This is a genomic window from Mycolicibacterium sp. lyk4-40-TYG-92, assembly GCF_030209435.1.
In the GTDB taxonomy this organism is placed as follows: domain Bacteria; phylum Actinomycetota; class Actinomycetes; order Mycobacteriales; family Mycobacteriaceae; genus Mycobacterium.
On sequence record NZ_JARVRX010000007.1, the window covers coordinates 236068 to 254134 of the forward strand.

The window sequence follows — 18067 nt, forward strand, 5'->3', positions numbered from 1 at the left end:
TTCCTATGAGAAGGGGTTCGATGACCAGCAAGTCCCGTCGCCGGCTACACCGGCGCCTCTCAGCAGCAATGCTGCTGCTGCTCGGACTTCTAGTCGCTGGTGGCCTGGCGGCCACCCTGACTCCGCGGCCTCAGGTCGCGAAGGCAGACGAGTCGCAGCTGGCTCTGCTGCGCACCGGCAAGCAGCTGTTCGAAACGTCGTGTGTCTCCTGCCACGGCGCCAACCTGCAGGGTGTCACGGACCGCGGCCCGAGCCTCATCGGCGTCGGCGACGCGGCCGTCTACTTCCAGGTGTCCACCGGCCGCATGCCCGCCATGCGCGGTGAGGCCCAGGCGCCCCGTAAGGACCCGGCGTTCGACGAGCACCAGATCGACGCCCTCGGCGCCTACATCCAGGCCAACGGCGGCGGACCGCAGGTCCCGCGTGACGCGAACGGCCAGATCAACCAGCACTCGTTCCTCGGTGAGAACGTCGCCCGCGGTGGCGACCTGTTCCGTCTGAACTGCGCGTCGTGCCACAACTTCACCGGCAAGGGTGGCGCGCTGTCGTCGGGCAAGTACGCGCCTGACCTCGGCAAGGCCGCCGAAGTGCCGGCGCAGGTGTACACCGCCATGCTCACCGGCCCGCAGAACATGCCCAAGTTCTCGGATCGTCAGCTGACCCCGGAGGAGAAGCGCGACATCGTCGCTTACGTCCACGAGTCGGCGAACGCCCGCAGCCAGGGCGGCTACGGCCTCGGCGGCTTCGGCCCCGCGCCCGAGGGCATGGCGATGTGGATTATCGGGATGGTCGCCGTGATCGGCGCGGCTATGTGGATCGGAGCTCGCGCATGAGCGAGAACGTGAACATTCCCAGTGACGCGGAACTGCGCGACATGTCGCGCGAGGAACTCGTCGAACTGGGCGGAAAGATCGACGGCGTCACGACCGTCTTCAAAGAACCCCGCTGGCCCGTCGAGGGCACCAAGGCGGAGAAGCGCGCCGAGCGTCAGGTCGCGGCCTGGCTCCTGCTCGGTGGCCTGTCCGGCCTGGCCCTACTGCTGGTGTTCCTCTTCTGGCCGTGGGAGTACAAGCCGTTCGAGTCCGAGGGCGAGTTCATCTACTCGCTGGCGACCCCGCTGTACGGCCTGACGTTCGGTCTGTCGATCCTGGCGATCGGCATCGGCGCGGTGCTCTTCCAGAAGAAGTTCATCCCCGAGGAGATCTCGATCCAGGACCGCCACGACGGCGCCTCCCCCGAGGTCCACCGCGCCACCGTCGCGGCCAACCTGACCGACGCCCTCGAGGGCTCGACCCTCAAGCGCCGCAAGCTGATCGGCCTGTCGCTCGGCGTCGGCCTGGGTGCATTCGGCCTGGGCACCGCGGTCGCCTTCATCGGCGGTCTGATCAAGAACCCGTGGAAGCCGGTCGTGCCGACCGCCGACGGCAAGAAGGCCGTCCTGTGGACGTCCGGCTGGACCCCGCGTTTCCACGGCGAGACCATCTACCTGGCCCGGGCCACCGGCCTGCCGGGTGAGTCCCCCTTCGTGAAGATGCGTCCCGAGGACATCGACGCGGGCGGCATGGAGACGGTGTTCCCGTGGCGTGAGTCCGACGGCGACGGCACCACCATCGAGTCGCACGAGAAGCTGTCCGAGATCGCACTCGGCGTGCGCAACCCGGTGATGCTCATCCGCATCAAGCCCGAGGACCTGTCCCGCGTGGTTAAGCGCAAGGGCCAGGAGAGCTTCAACTTCGGTGACTTCTTCGCGTACACCAAGGTGTGCTCGCACCTGGGCTGCCCCTCGTCGCTGTACGAGCAGCAGACCTACCGCATTCTGTGCCCCTGCCATCAGTCGCAGTTCGACGCGCTGCACTTCGCGCGGCCGATCTTCGGTCCGGCCGCCCGCGCCCTGGCGCAGCTGCCGATCACGATTGACAAAGAGGGCTACCTGGTCGCCAACGGCGACTTCATCGAACCCGTCGGACCGGCATTCTGGGAGCGCAAATCATGAGTCCCAAGCTCGCTGACATCGCTGCCGCACAAGGCGATGCGATCGACTCGCGGTACCACCCGTCGGCCGCTGTACGCCGGCAGCTGAACAAGGTCTTCCCGACGCACTGGTCGTTCATGCTCGGTGAGATCGCGCTGTACAGCTTCCTCGTGCTGCTGCTCACCGGCGTGTACCTGACGCTGTTCTTCGACCCGTCGATGACCGAGGTCATCTACAACGGCGTCTACCAGCCGCTGCGCGGCGTGCAGATGTCACGTGCCTACGAGTCGGCCCTGGAGATCTCCTTCGAGGTCCGCGGTGGCCTGTTCGTCCGTCAGATTCACCACTGGGCCGCGCTGATGTTCGCCGCGTCGATCATGGTCCACCTGGCCCGCATCTTCTTCACCGGCGCCTTCCGCCGCCCGCGTGAGGCCAACTGGATGATCGGCTCCGTGCTGCTGATCCTGGCCATGTTCGAGGGCTACTTCGGCTACTCGCTGCCCGACGACCTGCTCTCCGGTATCGGTCTGCGTGCCGCGCTGTCCTCGATCACCCTGGGCATCCCGGTCATCGGTACCTGGATGCACTGGGCCCTGTTCGGTGGCGACTTCCCGGGCAACATCATCATCCCGCGCATGTATGCCCTGCACATCCTGCTGATCCCGGGCATCATCCTGGCCCTGATCGGCGCCCACCTGGCGCTGGTGTGGTTCCAGAAGCACACCCAGTTCCCCGGCCCCGGCCGCACCGAGAAGAACGTCGTCGGCGTGCGCGTCATGCCGGTGTTCGCGATCAAGGGTGGCGCGTTCTTCGCGCTGGTCACCGGCATCCTGGGCATCATGGGTGGTCTGCTGCAGATCAACCCGATCTGGGAGCTGGGCCCCTACAAGCCCTCGCAGGTGTCCGCGGGTAGCCAGCCCGACTTCTACATGATGTGGACCGAAGGCCTCGCCCGTATCTGGCCGGCCTGGGAGTTCTACCCCTTCGGCCACACCATCCCGGCCGTCATGGGTGTTGCCGTGATCATGGGTCTGGTGTTCGGTCTGCTGATCGCGTGGCCGTTCCTGGAGAAGAAGTTCACCGGCGACGACGCGCACCACAACCTGTTGCAGCGTCCGCGTGACGTGCCGGTCCGCACCGCCATCGGTGCCATGGCCATCGCGTTCTACATGGTGCTGACCCTGGCCGCGATGAACGACATCATCGCGCTCAAGTTCGACATCTCCCTCAACGCGACCACCTGGATCGGCCGCATCGGCATGGTCGTGCTGCCCGCCGTCGTCTACTACCTCACCTACCGGTGGTGCGTAGGCCTGCAACGCAGCGACCGGGCGGTGCTCGAGCACGGTATCGAAACCGGCATCATCAAGCGCCTGCCCCACGGCGCATACGTCGAGCTGCACCAGCCGCTCGGCCCCGTCGATGACCACGGCCACCCGATCCCGCTGGAGTACCAGGGTGCCGCACTGCCCAAGCGCATGAACAAGCTCGGCTCCGCCGGCTCCCCCGGTACCGGCAGCTTCCTGTTCGCCGACTCGGCCGCCGAGCAGGCCGCCCTCGCCGACGCCGAACACGCCGCCGAGCACAAGGCGTTGACCGCGCTCAAGGAGTACCAGGACGAAATCTCGCCCAACGGCTCCAACGGGCACCACTAGTTCGATCTACGGTTTCGGCCCGGTCTGGTTTCCACCAGACCGGGCCGAAGTCGTTTTTGAGCCACTCCCCTACCCCGCCACCGTTCTTTGCGTTGCGTCTGCGTTGAGGGCCGGAAAAGCCGAGTGCTCTGCGCCCTCGGCACAGACTCAACGGCGTGCGAATGCCGCCTCGATCCAATTGCTGAACTCGCACGCCAGGTGCCACCGGTGCTGGGCGATCAGGTACGGCGCAGTGAGCCAAGGGAATTCGATGCACAGCCGTGCATGGAAGCCGTTCGCCTCGTCGCGGAACTCATGCCGGACACCGCCGATGGCGAGGCCGGCCCCGGTACGCGCCACCCCGGCCGCCTCGACGGGGAACGCGGGGTCACGCGGCGTCACGAGCGGCGAGGTGTCGTCGTAGTCGATGAAGAACTGCGTCGCGAGGGGGCTACCGCCGGTCGCCTCGATGACTTCCTGCAGTCCGTCGGGGGCGGTGTCGATGAGGAAATGGTCGGGGTTGGCGGCGATCATGCTGCGGGCGTAGTCGTCTCGGCCGGCGTCGGTGAACCAGTCCACGAACGCGCCGGCGTTGCCGCCGGTGACGTGCAGGTCGCAGACGCTCGTCGCACGCCGACCGAACGAGAGCGCCGTCAACCCACGGGCGACGACGCCGGACGCCCGGACATCACGCGCCAGGCGACGACGGACGTCGTCCGCCCCCAGGGCCAGCTTGGTGTCGGCGAAAGCTGTTCGTTGCCGGGCGAGATCGCCGGAGGGAACGGCCAGACCGATCTTGCGCGCGGCTCTCGGTAGACGCCTGGCCTCCCAGGCGAGTACTTCGTCTCGAGACACGGCGCGACCCGCGATCACGGCGTCAATGGTGAGCGTCTGGTCCGGCATGCGGGTACCTCCTACACTAAAAGCATCTATGGTTGCTTTTATATGTCCCGCTACCCTGCCGAGTCAACAGCCCTGCGAGACTGGACCGGTGACGGACACCACCCTCGGCACCACCGCAGTCCCCCGACCGCGACCCGGTGGCCGGTCCGCACGTGTCGTGGCCGCCGTCCACACGGCAACCCTCGAGCTCCTGGCGGAAACCGGGTACGAGAGCCTGCAGCTGTCCGACGTGGCCAAGCGGGCCCAGGTGAACAAGACGACCGTCTACCGCCGGTGGCCGACGAAGGCCGCACTGGTCGCCGACCTGCTGGTGAGCTTCACGAAGAGCAACGTCGCGACGCCGGACACCGGGTCGCTGCAGGCAGACCTCGAACAGCTCCTCGGCGACATCGCCACCGCGCTGGCCGACCGGGCCATCCGCGCCGTCCTCAACGGCGCACTGACCGGCGCCGACGACAGCGACGACGTCCGGATCGCCCGGGACGGGTTCTGGGCGGAGCGGTTCCGGCGGAGCGGCGCCGTCGTCGAGCGCGCGATCGCCCGCGGCGAAATCCCGCCCGGCACCGACCCGCGCGCAGTGCTGGAGATGGCCGCCAGCCCAGTCTATTTCCGCGTTTTGTTCACGGCAGATGCGATCACGCCGGACTACGTCGGCGAGATCGTCCGGCGCACCATCCGCGCGTTCGCGTAGCGCCGAGCGCTGGGCCTAGGCGGCCCGGGCGTCCTCGGCCGACGCCTTGAGCACCGCATGCAGGCCACGCAGGCAGTACCAGGGAATGGCCACCATGGCGGCGGTGATGAGGACTGCGAGGCCGTACAGGATCCAGGCCAACTCGTCGTGGCGGTCGGCCAGCATGTACGCGCCCAGGAAGATGAACAGCGTCGCGCCGCCCATGGCCGCGGCGATCCCGAGCGTGCAGCGCAGCCACAGCTGATCCACCGCCGCCACCGGAAAGCCCAACATGCTGGTCGCCGGCGACGCCGAATAACGACGCACCACCGGGTCGTCGAAGGAGCGCAGCGCGCTCTGCGGAACCTCACCGGCGGGACGACGGTCGTCGGCCTCGGCCGGCCCGCCGCCGAGCAGCGGCAAGGGCGCTGCCCCACCGCGACGGGCGCGCAACAACAATGGGATGGCGCCCACGATCACCGCGGCGGACACCGCGATGACGGAGTACAGCAGCCACGGCGTGTGCGACGACGCCGCACCCGACGTGTGCCGGGTGCCGAGGTCCACCATCGCGACGACAGCGGCCACCCCCGCACCCAGGGCCGCCAGCCACACGGCCACAGAGCCGCCGAGCAGAAGACGGTCCAACTGCTCGGGGCTGCCGCCGGTCACTCGCGACCGGGTTGAAGTCTCAGCGTTGTACGGCATTTAACAGCTCGTCTGCCAATCATCGTTTGTCTGCGAGGCCAGCGTCTGGCCGTCGCTGGTCACAATCGAACAGTTCAGGTGGCTCAGCCGCAGCAGGCTGGAGGCCTGCACCGAGCCCACGTCGGACATCGAGATCGGTGTCAGAGTGATCATCCACGGGATGTAGACGTTCTGCTGGGTGCGCTGGCGTCCCGCGGCGTCGGTGTAGGTCACCGAAATGCGGTCCAGCGGCGCCTTGGTGCCCCAAATCCGGTACGTGACATAGCGCGGGCCGGTCGGCGGCGCGGACGTCGTCGCCGGCGGCGCGGCCGCGGCAGAGCTGGGCGGCGGGGGCGGCGGTTCTTCCGACGGGGGCGGTGGCGGCGGCTGGGTCACGGTCACCGTCGACGGAGGGGGCGGCGGCGGTGGTGGGGGCGCCTCGGTCGTCGTGGACGGCGGCGGCGGCGTGGTCGTCGTGGTGAACTCGTCCTGGAACGGCGGCGCCGAGGTGGTGCTGGTCGACGGCGTCGCCACATTCTCCGAGCTGGTGTTGCGGGTCACGAGGATGGCGACGGACGCCACCAGAGAGATGGCGGCGATGATCGCCACGACACCGACGACCCACGGCCACCGCGGTGGCGGGGCATCGTCGGCTTCGGATTTGGCTTCGTAGCTGTCGTAGTCGTACAGCGCCGGCTCCGGCGGCACATACGGCGCGATGGTGAAGTGCTCGGACTCGGGCGCCGAGTAGGCCTGCGAATAGATCTCGGTTTCGCCGGTGCCTTCACCGACACCCGATGACTCCCGGGCGCCATCATCCGAGCCCGGGGAATGTGACCCGCTCACGTACGCCTATCCCTCTCGACCACTGTGTCGCTGCAGCTGAGGAACGCCGCTCGTGGCGACACTCCAGCCTTCGGCAGACATTACCCAACATGGGCCCGGCATGGCCGTACCGGACGGCGCCAGAGGACCATCTGACATACGGTTGTGACCTGACCGCGGAGCGATCAGGTCACAGGGGCCGTAGGTGTCAGTGCTTCTCGGGGCCGGTGTAGTACTCGAACACCAGGCCGGCGACGGTGGCCAGCACGAAGCAGACGCCGGCGACGATCAGCCAGGGCAGCCACAGGCCGATACCGACCGCGGTGGTGGAGGCCGACAGCGCGATCAGCAGCGGCCACCAGCTGTGCGGGCTGAAGAAGCCCAGCTCGCCGGCGCCGTCGGAGACCTCGGCGTCTTCGTAGTCCTCGGGCCGGGTGTCGAGACGACGCGCCACGAACCGGAAGAACGTGCCGATGATCAGCGACAGACCGGTGGTCAGCACCAGCGCGGTGGTGCCGGCCCACTCGATGCCACCGTTCGCGTACAGCGCGGTCAGCGCGCCGTAGCCGACGGTCGCCAACGCGAAGAAGGCAGTCAGAATCTCGAAAAGTCGGGCTTCGATATGCATGGCGTATCCCCTACTTGCTCGCCTGAGCCGGCGAACCGACCTGCTCGCCGCGGCGAGAGTCGAACGGATGGGTCGTCTGGGCCACCGGCGGCAGGCCGATCGACACCAGGGCGTCGGCGTTGGTCGCCTTCGGGTGATCGATGCGGTACTGCAGGTAGGCCTTGAACTGCTCCGGCTCCACGACGCGCACCTCGAAGTTCATCATCGAGTGGTACGTGCCGCACATCTCGGTGCAGCGGCCGACGAACGGACCGGTCTTCTCGATCTCGGTGACCTGGAAGATGTTGTCCGAGTGGTTGGCCTCGGGGTTCGGGATGACGTCCCGCTTGAACAGGAACTCCGGCACCCAGAAGCCGTGAATGACGTCGGCCGAGGCGATCTGGAACTCGATGCGCTTGCCCTTCGGCAGGACCAGGATCGGAATCTCGGTGCTGGTGCCGATGGTCTCGACCTTGTCGAAGTTCAGGTAGCTGCGGTCCTCGGGGTTCTCGCCGCGGATCGGGCCGACCTTCTCCTCGCCATGCTCGTCCTTGCCCTCGGGCTTGGACTTCATGGCTTCCTTGCGGGCGGCGTCGGCGCCGTCGTAAGAGAAGGTGTTGTCCTTGAAGGCGACCTTCTGGTAGCCGAACTTCCAGTTCCACTGGAACGCGGTGACGTCGATGGTGACCTCAGCAGGCTTGCTGTGGTCCATCATCTTCTCCTGCACCACGACGGTGAAGTAGAAGAGCACCGAGATGATGAGGAACGGCACGACGGTGAGCACCAGCTCCAGCGGCATGTTGTAGCCGAACTGGCGCGGCAGCTCCGTGTCGGTCTTCTTCTTGCGGTGGAATGCCATTGCCCAGAAGATCAGCGCCCACACAATGGCGCCTACGACGAACGAGGCGATGACCGACCAGACCCACAGGTCACGGTTTGCATGGGCTTCGGGGGTAATACCCTCCGGCCAGCCCAAGCCGAATACGGTCTGCCAGCTGCATCCGCTGAGCAGCAGCGTCGACGCGCCGAGAATGGCGGACAACGCCACCAAACGGAGCCCGCGAGCGGTCACGTTGAGGCCCTCCTAGAGGTCGGTCAAGCCGGTCGAATACTACGCAGCGTAGACCACGCCCGCAGCGCCGAGCGAAGCGACCGGCCAATCGGCAGCGCCAGTTCTGAGTTCACCTGCCTGAACAGGCATACTGGCGCCGTGTGCGGACTGCTGGCCTACCTGGCCGACCCTGTTGCCGACCATTCCAGTGACCTGGTGAACGCCGTTTCGGATGCCACCCATCCGATGCGCCACCGGGGTCCGGACGAGTCGGGCGCCTGGGCCGACGACAGCGATCCGAGCGACGGTCATCACACCGTCGTCTTCGGCTTCAACCGCCTGTCGATCATCGACATCGCCCACAGCCATCAGCCGCTGCGGTGGGGTCCGCCGGAGTCGCCGAATCGGTACGCGCTGGTGTTCAACGGCGAGATCTACAACTACCTCGAGCTCCGCGAGGAGCTGCGGACCGAATTCGGCGCCGAATTCGCCACCGAGGGCGACAGCGAGGCTATCGTCGCCGCCTACCACTACTGGGGCACCGCGGCGCTGAACCGGCTGCGCGGCATGTTCGCCTTCGCGTTGTGGGACACGCAGACCCGTGAGTTGTTCTGCGCGCGTGACCCGTTCGGCATCAAGCCGCTGTACCTGGCGACGGGCCCGGGCGGCACCATCGTGGGCAGCGAGAAGAAGTGCATCCTCGACCTGGCGGCCCGCGCCGGAATCGACCTCAGCATCGACGAGCGCGCGGTCCAGCACTACACGGTGCTGCAGTACGTGCCCGAGCCCGAGACGCTGCAGGTCGGCATCCGACGCCTGGAGTCGGGCAGCTACGCCCGGATCCGCCCGGGCCAGCAGCCCGAGGTGACGCGCTACTTCAAGCCGAAGTTCACCGCTGTGCCGTTTGTCACAGGGCAGGAGCAGGCGCGGTACGACGAGATCACCGCGGTTCTGGAGGATTCGGTCGCCAAGCACATGCGGGCCGACGTCACCGTCGGCGCGTTCCTGTCCGGCGGCATCGACTCGACCGCCATCGCCGCGCTGGCGATGCGGCACAACCCCAAACTGATCACCTTCACGACGGGCTTTGAGCGCGAAGGCTTTTCGGAGGTCGACGTGGCCGTCGCCTCCGCCGAGGCCATCGGGGCGCGGCACGTCACCAAGGTGGTCAGCCAGGCCGAGTTCGTCGAAGCGCTGCCGGAGATCGTCTGGTACCTGGACGAGCCGGTGGCCGACCCGGCCCTGGTGCCCTTGTTCTTCATCGCCCGCGAGGCCCGCAAGCACGTCAAGGTGGTGCTGTCCGGCGAGGGCGCCGACGAGCTGTTCGGCGGCTACACCATCTACCGGGAACCGTTGTCGCTCAAGGCTTTCGACCGCGTCCCGCGCGGGCTGCGGCGCGGGCTGGGCAAGGCTTCGAAGTCGCTGCCGGACGGCGTGCGCGGCAAGAGCCTGCTGCACCGCGGGTCGTTGACGCTCGAGGAACGCTATTACGGCAACGCCCGCAGCTTCTCCGACGAGCAGCTGCAGTCGACCCTCGCGCGGTTCGATCCCGAGTGGACCCACACCGATGTGACGGCGCCGATCTACGCCGAGTCCGCGGGCTGGGACCCGGTGGCGCGCATGCAGCACCTCGACCTGTTCACCTGGCTGCGCGGCGACATCCTGGTCAAGGCCGACAAGATGACCATGGCCAACTCACTGGAGCTGCGGGTGCCGTTCCTGGACCCCGAGGTGTTCGCGGTGGCGTCCAAGCTGCCGTACGACCAGAAGATCACCCGGACCACGACCAAGTACGCGCTGCGCCGGGCCCTCGAGCCCATCGTGCCCGCCCACGTGCTGCACCGCGCGAAGCTGGGTTTCCCGGTGCCGATCCGGCACTGGCTGCGCTCGGGTGAGCTGCTGGAGTGGGCCTACGCGACGGTCAACGCGTCGCAGGCCGGGCATCTCATCGACCTCGATGCCGTGCGACAGATGCTCGAAGAACACCGGGGCGGCGTCAGCGATCACAGCCGCCGCCTGTGGACGGTGCTCATCTTCATGCTGTGGCACGCCATCTTCATCGAGGGCAGCGTCACGCCGCAGATCAGCGAGCCGGTCTACCCCGTCGAACTCTGACCGATACGCCGAAAGTGCGGGATACGGCCGCGAATTCGCACTGAATTCGGTCGTTTTCCCGCACTCTCGGTTGTGATCAGTCCACGGCTGTGCCGAAGGCGCTGGGCTACGCCAGCGCAGCGGCGATCTCGTCGGCCGCCTCGGCGCCGAACGCGGCCGACAGCCGCGGCAGCGCGGTGGCCTTGTCCCAGGTCCATTCCTGCGGACCCGGCGCCTCGAGAACCAGCGTGGCGACGAGCGAGGCCAGCTGAGCGGCGCGCTCCAGGCCCAGGCCGGCGCCGCGGCCGGTCAGGAAGCCCGCGCGGAACGCGTCACCGATACCGGTCGGATCGACCTTCTCGTTCTCGGGCACCACGTCGACGTGGACGAACGAACCGTCGCGGCCGACGATGTCGACGCCCTTCTCCCCCAGCGTGGTGACGCGCAGCTCGATCTGGCTCATCACCTCGGCCTCGGACCAGCCGGACTTCTGCAGCAGCAGGTCCCACTCGTAGTCGTTGGTGAACAGGTACGCGGCGCCGTCGATGAGGCGACGGATCTCCTCGCCCGACAGGCGGGCCAGCTGCTGGCTGGGGTCGGCGGCGAACGCCAGACCGAGCTTCCGGCATTCCTCGGTGTGCAGGAACATGGCCTCGGGATCGTTGGCCCCGATGATCACGAGCTCGGGCTCGCCCTGGGCGGCGACGAGATCGGCCAGTTTGATGTTGCGCGCCTCGGACATGGCACCGGGATAGAACGATGCCAGCTGCGCCATGTCCTCATCGGTGGTGCAAACGAATCGTGCGGTGTAGGCGGAGTCGGACACCAGCACCTGCGAGCAGTCGACGCCGTGCGACGTCAGCCAGGCGCGGTACTCGTCGAAGTCCTTGCCCACCGCACCGACCAGCGTCGGGCTGCCGCCGAGGATGCCGATGGCGTAGGCGATGTTGCCGGCGACGCCGCCGCGGTGCACCACCAGGTCGTCGACCAGGAAGCTCAGCGACACCTTCTGCAGGTGTTCGGCCAGCAACTGCTCGGCGAATCGGCCGGGGAAGCGCATCAAATGGTCGGTCGCGATCGATCCGGTCACGGCAATGGTCATTCGGCGAGCTTACCCAGGCTGACGCCCCGGTCCGCCTGCGCGGGTGCGCTAGCCTGTGGTCAACATGGACGGCGCATATCCGTACCCGGAATCGATTCCCCCGCAGCCGGGTCCGGGGAACCCCACTTTCGGAGCCCCTTATGGCGGCCCGTCTCCCACTTACCCGACGACGCTGCCACCGGCCGTGGCGTACCCGTCGGGCGGCGGAAACAACAGGAAGCGGATCCTGCTGGTCGTCGGCGCTGTCGTTGCGGTCGTCGCCATCATCGGCGGCATCATCTTCGCGGTGCGCAGCACCAGCGATCGCGGCCTGACCGATGCCACCGCCAAGTCCGCGATCCAGGGCTACTTGAACGCGTTGCTGCATCAGGACAAGCAGACCGTGGCGCGGCATGCGCTGTGCGGCCTGTATGACGGCATCAAGGATCACGCCACGGATTTCACCGTGGCAAATCTGGCCAGTGATGCGTTCCGCAAGCAGTTCGGTCAGGCGGATGTGACGTCGATCGACAAGATCGTGATGCTGTCACCGAATCAGGCGCAGGTGCTGTTCACCATGAAGGTGGCGCCGTCAGGCCGGCTGCCGCGCGGTTCGGGACCGAAGAACAACGAGTTCCAGGCTGTCGCCCAGCTGCTGGTGCAGCCGCGCGAGACCCTCGTCTGCTCGTACCTGCCGCGTCCGGCGGACTCCCTGTAGGAGGCCGCCGGACGGACCCGGTTGTATCAGTTGAACGAATCGCCGCAGGCGCAGGAGCCGGTGGCGTTCGGGTTGTCGATGGTGAAGCCCTGCTTCTCGATGGTGTCGACGAAGTCGATGGTCGCGCCCTGGACGTACGGGGCACTCATCCGGTCGACGGTCAGGTTGACGCCGCCGACGTTGGTGGTGAGATCACCATCGAGGGTGCGGTCATCGAAGAACAGGTTGTAACGCAGGCCGGCGCAGCCGCCCGGTTGCACGGCGATACGCAGCGCGAGGTCGTCACGGCCTTCCTGATCCAGCAGGGCCTTGGCCTTGGCCGCGGCAGCGTCGGACAAGATCACGCCGTGGGTCTCGGTCGAGGTACCGGTGGTGGTCGCGTCCTCAACAGTCATTGCATCTCCCTGGTGCGCACTCGATTGCCTGGCAATATCCAGGCACCATCAACGGTACCTTGTCGGGCCGTTATTCCCGAGTTCAGCGGCTACGCCCGCAGCTAACCCGGTGAGCTGGTTGGCCGCGTCGCCGATGGCGAGCTCCACCGAACCGGCGTGGTCGACGATCGAATGCGCAGCCGCGACGCCGGCGGTGGCCAGTGCGGAGGGGTCCAACGTCACCTGCCCGGCCAGCACCAGCACCGGCGTGCCGCCGGCCTGGCCGACCAGGGCGCTGATCACCTTGCCGTGCAGCGACTGGTCGTCGAACCGGCCCTCACCCGTGATGACCAGGTCCGCGGCAGCCAGGTCGGCAGCCAGCCCGGTGTGCGTGGCGATGACCGTCGCGCCCGATTCGCGGCGTCCGCCCAGCGCCAGCAGCGCCGCCCCCAGGCCGCCGGCGGCGCCGGCTCCCGGTTCGACGGCCACGTCGCGGCCGGCCACCGATTCGAGTTCACGGGCCCACGCCGTGAGCCGCTGCTCCAGCAGCGCCACCGTGGCGGGATCGGCCCCCTTCTGCGGACCGAACACTGCGGCCGCGCCCATCGGCCCCAGCAGCGGGTGCTCGACGTCGGAGGCGACGATGACCTCGATGCCGGACAACCTCCGATGTGCCGACGTCAGCCCGCCCAGCGCCGCGACCAGCCCCTGGCCGCCGTCGGTGCACGAACTACCGCCGAGACCCACGACCACCGTCTGCGCCCCCGCGGTCAGCGCCGCGTCCACCAGTTGCCCGACCCCGAAGCTCGTGGCGTCGAGCGCGGTCCGCACCGTGGGCGGCCCGCCCAGCAGCGCCAGTCCGCACGCCTGCGCGCACTCGATGTACGCGGTGTCCCGGTGCAGGACCCAGTGCGCGGTGACGTCGCGATCCAGCGGGCCGCGCACCGTGGCCGTCTGCAGACCGCCCAGCCGTTCGGCCAGGACGTCGACGAAACCCGGGCCGCCATCGGACTGCGGGGCGAGCACCAGCGTGTCGCCCGGCCGCGCGGCGGCCCAGCCCGCGGCGATGGCCGCCGCGGCCTCCACGGCGGTGAGGCTGTCGCCGTAACAGTCGGGGGCGACCAGAACTCTCATCGGAGCAGGTTAAGCCGCCCGCCGCTCGGGTGCATGACGGCCGACCGCGGCCGCCGAAGTAACCTGACACCGTGAATCTGCTGGGCCGCAAGAAGGACAACGCCGACTCCGGAGACGAGAGCGGCAATGCTGACGACGTCAGCTCGACAGTTGACTCGGGCGAGGACGCCGGGGTCCGCACCACCGCGCCCAAGGGTCGCCCGACGCCCAAGCAGAGCGCGAACCGTAAGCGCGGCCCGGTCGCCCCGGCGCCGATGACGACGGCCGAGGCGCGCAAGCGCCGCAAGGAACTGCGCGACTCGAAGTCGAAGGAAGAGCGCAAGGCCGATCGCGTGGCCCGCCGCGCCGACATGGACGCGCGCCGCGCCAAGATGATGGCCGGCGACGAGGCCTACCTGCTGCCCCGCGACAAGGGCCCCGTCAAGCGCTACGTTCGCGACCTCGTCGATTCCCGGCGCAACGTGCTGGGGCTGTTCATGCCGTCGGCGCTGGTGCTGGTGTTCTTCATGATGGCGCTGCCGCCGGTGCAGACCCAGGGTCTGTTGTCGGTCGCGATGCTGGGCCTGATGGTGATCATGGCCGTCGACGGTGTGCTGCTCAGCCGGCGCATCAACAAGCGCGTGGACGCGAAGTTCCCGGGTAACACCGAAAGTGGTTGGAAGCTGGGCTTTTACGCATCCAGCCGGGCCTCGCAGCTGCGCCGGATGCGCGTGCCGAAGCCGCAGGTCAACCGCGGAGACAAGGTCGACTGAGCCCGGTGCGCACCCTGGTGCTCGGCGGCATCCGGTCGGGAAAGTCGCAGTGGGCCGAGGATTGGATCACCCGCGCGGCGGGTCCGAGCGGCTCGGTGCGTTACGTCGCGACGGGGTCCGTCGACGGCGACGCCGAGTTCGCGGCCCGGGTTTCGGCCCATCAGAACCGCCGACCGACACACTGGTCGACTGTCGAATCCGCCGACGTGGCACGCACCTTGCTCGCGACCAGCACGCCCACCATGGTCGATGACATCGGCGGATGGCTGGTCGCCGCAATGGACCGGCGCGCCGCCTGGACCGGCGGCTCGATCCAGGCCGATGTCGACGAATTGGCTTCTGCGGTGCGCGAATTCACCGCGCCCCTGGCCCTGGTCAGCCCGGAGGTGGGACTGACCGTCGTCCCCGCCACGGAGTCGGGCCGCCGTTTCGCCGACCAACTGGGCTCAGTCAACCAGCGCCTGGCCGCGGTCTGCGAGCGCGTCGTGCTCGTGGTGGCCGGCCAGCCTCTCACCGTCAAGGAGCCCCGATGAGCGATCCCCGCGCCCAGTTCCCCGATCTCACCAAACCGGACGCCGACGTGCGGGAGGCCGCCCTCGCGCGTCAGAACACACTGACCAAGCCGCCGGGCTCGCTGGGACGCCTCGAGGATTTGTCGGTCTGGGTGTCGGCGTGCCAAGGCGTCTGTCCGCCAAAGCAATTCGAGCGCCCCCGCATCGTGGTGTTCGCCGGGGACCACGGGGTGACGGCATCCGGGGTCTCGGCGTTCCCGTCAGAGGTGACCGCGCAGATGGTGGCGAACTTCGACGCCGGCGGCGCCGCCATCAACGTGCTGGCCGAAGTGGCCGGCGCGACCGTGCGCGTGGCCGATATCGCGGTCGACGGCGAGGCCCACTCCCCTGCCATCGGCGCCCACAAGGTGCGGCGCGGCAGCGGGAACATCGCCGTCGAGGACGCCCTGTCGACCGAGGAGGCCGTCGCCGCGATCGCGGCGGGCCGCACCATCGCCGATCAGGAGGTCGACGCGGGCGCCGACCTGCTCATCGCCGGCGACATGGGCATCGGGAACACCACTCCGGCAACGACTCTGGTCGCAGCTTTGACGGCGTCCGAGCCCGTCGCCGTGGTGGGGCGCGGCACCGGCGTCGACGACGAGGGCTGGGCCCGCAAGACCGCGGCCATCCGCGACGCGCTGTTCCGCGCCCGTCAGGTCAAGGCCGATCCCGTTGCGCTGCTTGCCGTTTGCGGCGGTGCGGACCTGGCCGCCATGGCCGGCTTCCTGGCCCAGGCCGCCCTGCGGCGCACCCCGGTGCTGCTCGACGGCGTGGTGGTGACGGCGGCAGCACTGGTCGCCGACCGGCTGGCCCCCGGCGCGAAGGCCTGGTGGCAGGCCGGCCACCTGTCGACCGAACCCGCTCATGCGGTCGCACTGCAGCGGCTGCAGCTCACCCCGATCCTGGACCTCGGCATGCGTCTGGGCGAAGGCAGCGGCGCGGCGGTGGCGCTGCCGGTGCTGCGAGCCGCGGTTGCGACGCTGGCGTCCATGGCCACGTTCGGCGAAGCGAACGTCACCGACAAACCGGCCCACTGACAATTGTGATCGGTTTCCTCGCTTCGGCTTTAGCGTTCAGCACCGTCCTCCCGGTGCGCAGTGACAAGCCGTTCGGCCGGGGCACGCTGACCGCGCTTCCGGTGGTGGGTGTCATCCTCGGCGGCATCGCCGCGGCCGTCGTGTGGGGCGTCGGGCACGTGTATGCCACCGGCCCGCTCGCCGGGCTGCTCGCGGTGGCAGTGCTACTCCTTCTGACCCGCGGCCTGCACCTCGACGGGCTGTCGGACACCGTCGACGGTCTCGGCTGTTACGGACCACCCGAGCGGGCCCTGGCCGTCATGCGCGGCGGCACCGCCGGCCCGTTCGGCGTCGCCGCGATCGTGGTGACGATCGGCGCGCAGAGCATGACATTCGCGGCGCTGAGCCCGGTGGCGGTCGTCGTCGCCGTCACGGCGGGCCGCGTGGCCGCGCTGGCCGCCTGCCGTACGTCGGTACCAGCCGCTCCGGGCAGCACGCTGGGTGCGCTGGTCGCCGGTAGCCAACCGGTGTGGGTGGTCGCGGCGTGGACGGTGGCGGTGGCCGCCGGGTCCGCATGGGCGACGCCGCGACTGTGGCAGGGCCCGGTGGTCGTCGTCCTCGCACTGGCCGTCGCCGCGCTTCTCGTGGCGCACTGCGTCCGCCGGTTCGGCGGGATCACCGGCGACGTCCTGGGGGCAGCCGTCGAAATCACGACGACGCTGACCGCGCTGGGGCTGGCTGCCCACTAGCCGCCGAGTGTGGGATTGTGTCCCAAAAATCAGCTGAAGTTGACACACAACCCCACACTTGGCGTCAGCCCAAGCGGGTCATCCAGTTGTGGGTGTCGGCGAAGGTGCCGCGCTGAATGCCCGTCAGAGTGTCGCGCAGCGCCATGGTGACCTCACCGGGCTGGCCGTCGCCGATGGTGAACTCGCCCGCCGATTCGCCTTGCCCGTACTTGACGTGCGCCACCGGTGTGATGACGGCCGCGGTACCGCAGGCGAACACCTCGGTGATCTCCCCCGCGGCGGCGCCCTTCTGCCACTCGTCGATATCGATCTTGCGTTCCTCGACGGCGAAGCCGGCGTCAACCGCCAACTGCAGCAACGAATCCCGCGTGATGCCGGGCAGCAGTGAGCCGGACAGTTCCGGGGTGACCAGGCGCGCCGAACCACCACTGCCGAACACGAAGAACAGGTTCATGCCACCCATTTCCTCGACGTACCGGCGCTCGATGGCGTCCAGCCAGACCACCTGGTCGCAACCCATCTCGGCGGCCTGCGCCTGCGCGAGCAGCGAGGCGGCGTAGTTGCCACCGAACTTGGCCGCACCGGTGCCGCCGGGGCTCGCCCGCACATACTCGGTGGACAGGTAGACCGACACCGGCTTGATGCCGCCCTTGAAGTACGCACCGGCCGGCGAGCCGATCACGAGGTAGCGGTATTCGTTGGCCGGCCGCACGCCCAGGCCCGGCTCGGTGGCGATGATGAACGGCCGCAGATACAGCGACGCCTCACCACCGGCGGCCGGCACCCACTCGTTGTCGACGGCGATCAGCTGCCGCAGCGACTCGACGAAGACGTCCTCGGGCAGCTCCGGGATGGCCAGGCGTCGACACGACGACTGCAGCCGGGCGGCGTTGGCCTCCGGACGGAACGACACGATCGAGCCGTCGTTCCAGCGATACGCCTTCAGACCCTCGAAGACTTCCTGCGCGTAATGCAGGACGATGGCCGACGGGTCCAGCTCGATGGGCCCGTACTCGGTGACCCGGGCGTCGTGCCAGCCGCGATCGACGGTGTAGTCGATGGACACCATGTGGTCGGTGTGGAACCGCCCGAATCCGGGGTCGGCCAGAACCTGAGTCCTTACCTCGTCGCTCGCCGGATTGGTCGCGCGCGAAACGGTGAATTCGAGGGGGCCATCGGTCATATGCCGATTGTATCGCCCGTGGCTATCACGTTTTCCCGTCGCTCCGCTCGCCCCGACCGGGTT

19 protein-coding genes are annotated in these 18067 nt (G+C 68.4%); 10 read left to right on the top strand and 9 right to left on the bottom strand.

The window, feature by feature from the left end:
* Window positions 1-20: 20 nt before the first annotated feature.
* The 3 genes from qcrC to qcrB are packed head-to-tail and all read left to right on the top strand — an operon-like array spanning window position 21 to window position 3627.
* Window positions 21-833: a cytochrome bc1 complex diheme cytochrome c subunit gene (qcrC, locus tag QRN63_RS13420; RefSeq protein ID WP_029105706.1), complete on the top strand. Its 813-nt coding sequence runs from the start codon at window positions 21-23 to the stop codon at window positions 831-833.
* On the top strand, window positions 830-1993 hold the full coding sequence (gene qcrA, locus QRN63_RS13425; protein WP_267316698.1) for a cytochrome bc1 complex Rieske iron-sulfur subunit: 1164 nt from the start codon (window positions 830-832) through the stop codon (window positions 1991-1993). Before qcrC ends, qcrA begins: the two co-directional genes overlap by 4 nt.
* Window positions 1990-3627, top strand: a complete 1638-nt coding sequence (gene qcrB, locus QRN63_RS13430) for a cytochrome bc1 complex cytochrome b subunit (protein ID WP_267316697.1) — start codon at window positions 1990-1992, stop codon at window positions 3625-3627. Before qcrA ends, qcrB begins: the two co-directional genes overlap by 4 nt.
* A gap of 147 nt (window positions 3628-3774) precedes the next feature.
* Here qcrB and QRN63_RS13435 read toward each other — a convergent pair whose 3' ends face one another.
* The gene (locus QRN63_RS13435) at window positions 3775-4509 is read right to left on the bottom strand and encodes a hypothetical protein (protein ID WP_285031225.1); all 735 of its coding nucleotides are present in this window, start codon (window positions 4507-4509) and stop codon (window positions 3775-3777) included.
* Between the two features lie 88 nt (window positions 4510-4597).
* On the opposite strand from QRN63_RS13435, the gene QRN63_RS13440 reads away from it, so the two are divergent.
* A complete protein-coding gene (locus QRN63_RS13440) occupies window positions 4598-5200 on the top strand; it encodes a TetR/AcrR family transcriptional regulator (protein WP_285031226.1) in 603 nt (200 codons plus the stop codon).
* A gap of 15 nt (window positions 5201-5215) precedes the next feature.
* Here QRN63_RS13440 and QRN63_RS13445 read toward each other — a convergent pair whose 3' ends face one another.
* The 4 genes from QRN63_RS13445 to ctaC form a co-directional block, all read right to left on the bottom strand.
* Complete coding sequence (locus tag QRN63_RS13445) at window positions 5216-5887, bottom strand: DUF2561 family protein (protein ID WP_267316694.1); 672 nt, start codon at window positions 5885-5887, stop codon at window positions 5216-5218.
* Entirely contained in the window at window positions 5888-6712 is an 825-nt protein-coding gene (locus QRN63_RS13450; protein ID WP_285031228.1) for a hypothetical protein, read from the bottom strand.
* 187 nt (window positions 6713-6899) lie between these two features.
* Window positions 6900-7319, bottom strand: coding sequence for a cytochrome c oxidase subunit 4 (locus QRN63_RS13455; RefSeq protein WP_020103569.1), 420 nt, complete (start codon window positions 7317-7319; stop codon window positions 6900-6902).
* Between the two features lie 10 nt (window positions 7320-7329).
* The gene (ctaC, locus tag QRN63_RS13460) at window positions 7330-8370 is read right to left on the bottom strand and encodes an aa3-type cytochrome oxidase subunit II (RefSeq protein WP_020103568.1); all 1041 of its coding nucleotides are present in this window, start codon (window positions 8368-8370) and stop codon (window positions 7330-7332) included.
* 138 nt (window positions 8371-8508) lie between these two features.
* Between ctaC and asnB the strand changes: the two genes are divergently transcribed.
* Entirely contained in the window at window positions 8509-10464 is a 1956-nt protein-coding gene (asnB, locus tag QRN63_RS13465; RefSeq protein ID WP_285031230.1) for an asparagine synthase (glutamine-hydrolyzing), read from the top strand.
* A 106-nt stretch (window positions 10465-10570) separates the two neighbouring features.
* Here asnB and QRN63_RS13470 read toward each other — a convergent pair whose 3' ends face one another.
* On the bottom strand, window positions 10571-11545 hold the full coding sequence (locus QRN63_RS13470; protein ID WP_285031231.1) for a carbohydrate kinase family protein: 975 nt from the start codon (window positions 11543-11545) through the stop codon (window positions 10571-10573).
* Between the two features lie 64 nt (window positions 11546-11609).
* Between QRN63_RS13470 and QRN63_RS13475 the strand changes: the two genes are divergently transcribed.
* Window positions 11610-12242 carry an Rv0361 family membrane protein gene (locus QRN63_RS13475; protein ID WP_285031232.1) on the top strand — a complete coding sequence of 211 codons (633 nt, stop codon included), beginning with the start codon at window positions 11610-11612 and terminating at the stop codon, window positions 12240-12242.
* A 26-nt stretch (window positions 12243-12268) separates the two neighbouring features.
* On the opposite strand, the gene QRN63_RS13480 is transcribed toward QRN63_RS13475, so the two are convergent.
* Complete coding sequence (locus QRN63_RS13480) at window positions 12269-12637, bottom strand: HesB/IscA family protein (protein WP_061003004.1); 369 nt, start codon at window positions 12635-12637, stop codon at window positions 12269-12271.
* Window positions 12638-12685: 48 nt separating this feature from the next.
* Entirely contained in the window at window positions 12686-13750 is a 1065-nt protein-coding gene (locus tag QRN63_RS13485) for a glycerate kinase family protein (RefSeq protein ID WP_285031233.1), read from the bottom strand.
* Between the two features lie 71 nt (window positions 13751-13821).
* Here QRN63_RS13485 and QRN63_RS13490 point away from each other — a divergent pair, with 71 nt between their 5' ends.
* Genes QRN63_RS13490 through QRN63_RS13505 form a run of 4 tightly spaced genes read left to right on the top strand, consistent with a single transcriptional unit; the run spans window position 13822 to window position 16821 of the window.
* The gene (locus QRN63_RS13490) at window positions 13822-14502 is read left to right on the top strand and encodes a DUF3043 domain-containing protein (RefSeq protein WP_285031234.1); all 681 of its coding nucleotides are present in this window, start codon (window positions 13822-13824) and stop codon (window positions 14500-14502) included.
* A 5-nt stretch (window positions 14503-14507) separates the two neighbouring features.
* The gene (locus QRN63_RS13495; protein WP_285031236.1) at window positions 14508-15035 is read left to right on the top strand and encodes a bifunctional adenosylcobinamide kinase/adenosylcobinamide-phosphate guanylyltransferase; all 528 of its coding nucleotides are present in this window, start codon (window positions 14508-14510) and stop codon (window positions 15033-15035) included.
* Complete coding sequence (cobT, locus tag QRN63_RS13500) at window positions 15032-16093, top strand: nicotinate-nucleotide--dimethylbenzimidazole phosphoribosyltransferase (RefSeq protein WP_285031237.1); 1062 nt, start codon at window positions 15032-15034, stop codon at window positions 16091-16093. Before QRN63_RS13495 ends, cobT begins: the two co-directional genes overlap by 4 nt.
* Window positions 16094-16098: 5 nt before the next feature.
* Complete coding sequence (locus QRN63_RS13505; protein WP_285031239.1) at window positions 16099-16821, top strand: adenosylcobinamide-GDP ribazoletransferase; 723 nt, start codon at window positions 16099-16101, stop codon at window positions 16819-16821.
* Between the two features lie 64 nt (window positions 16822-16885).
* Here the strand turns inward: QRN63_RS13505 and QRN63_RS13510 are convergent, their stop codons facing one another.
* Window positions 16886-18004 carry a branched-chain amino acid aminotransferase gene (locus tag QRN63_RS13510; RefSeq protein WP_285031241.1) on the bottom strand — a complete coding sequence of 373 codons (1119 nt, stop codon included), beginning with the start codon at window positions 18002-18004 and terminating at the stop codon, window positions 16886-16888.
* Window positions 18005-18067: the final 63 nt, after the last annotated feature.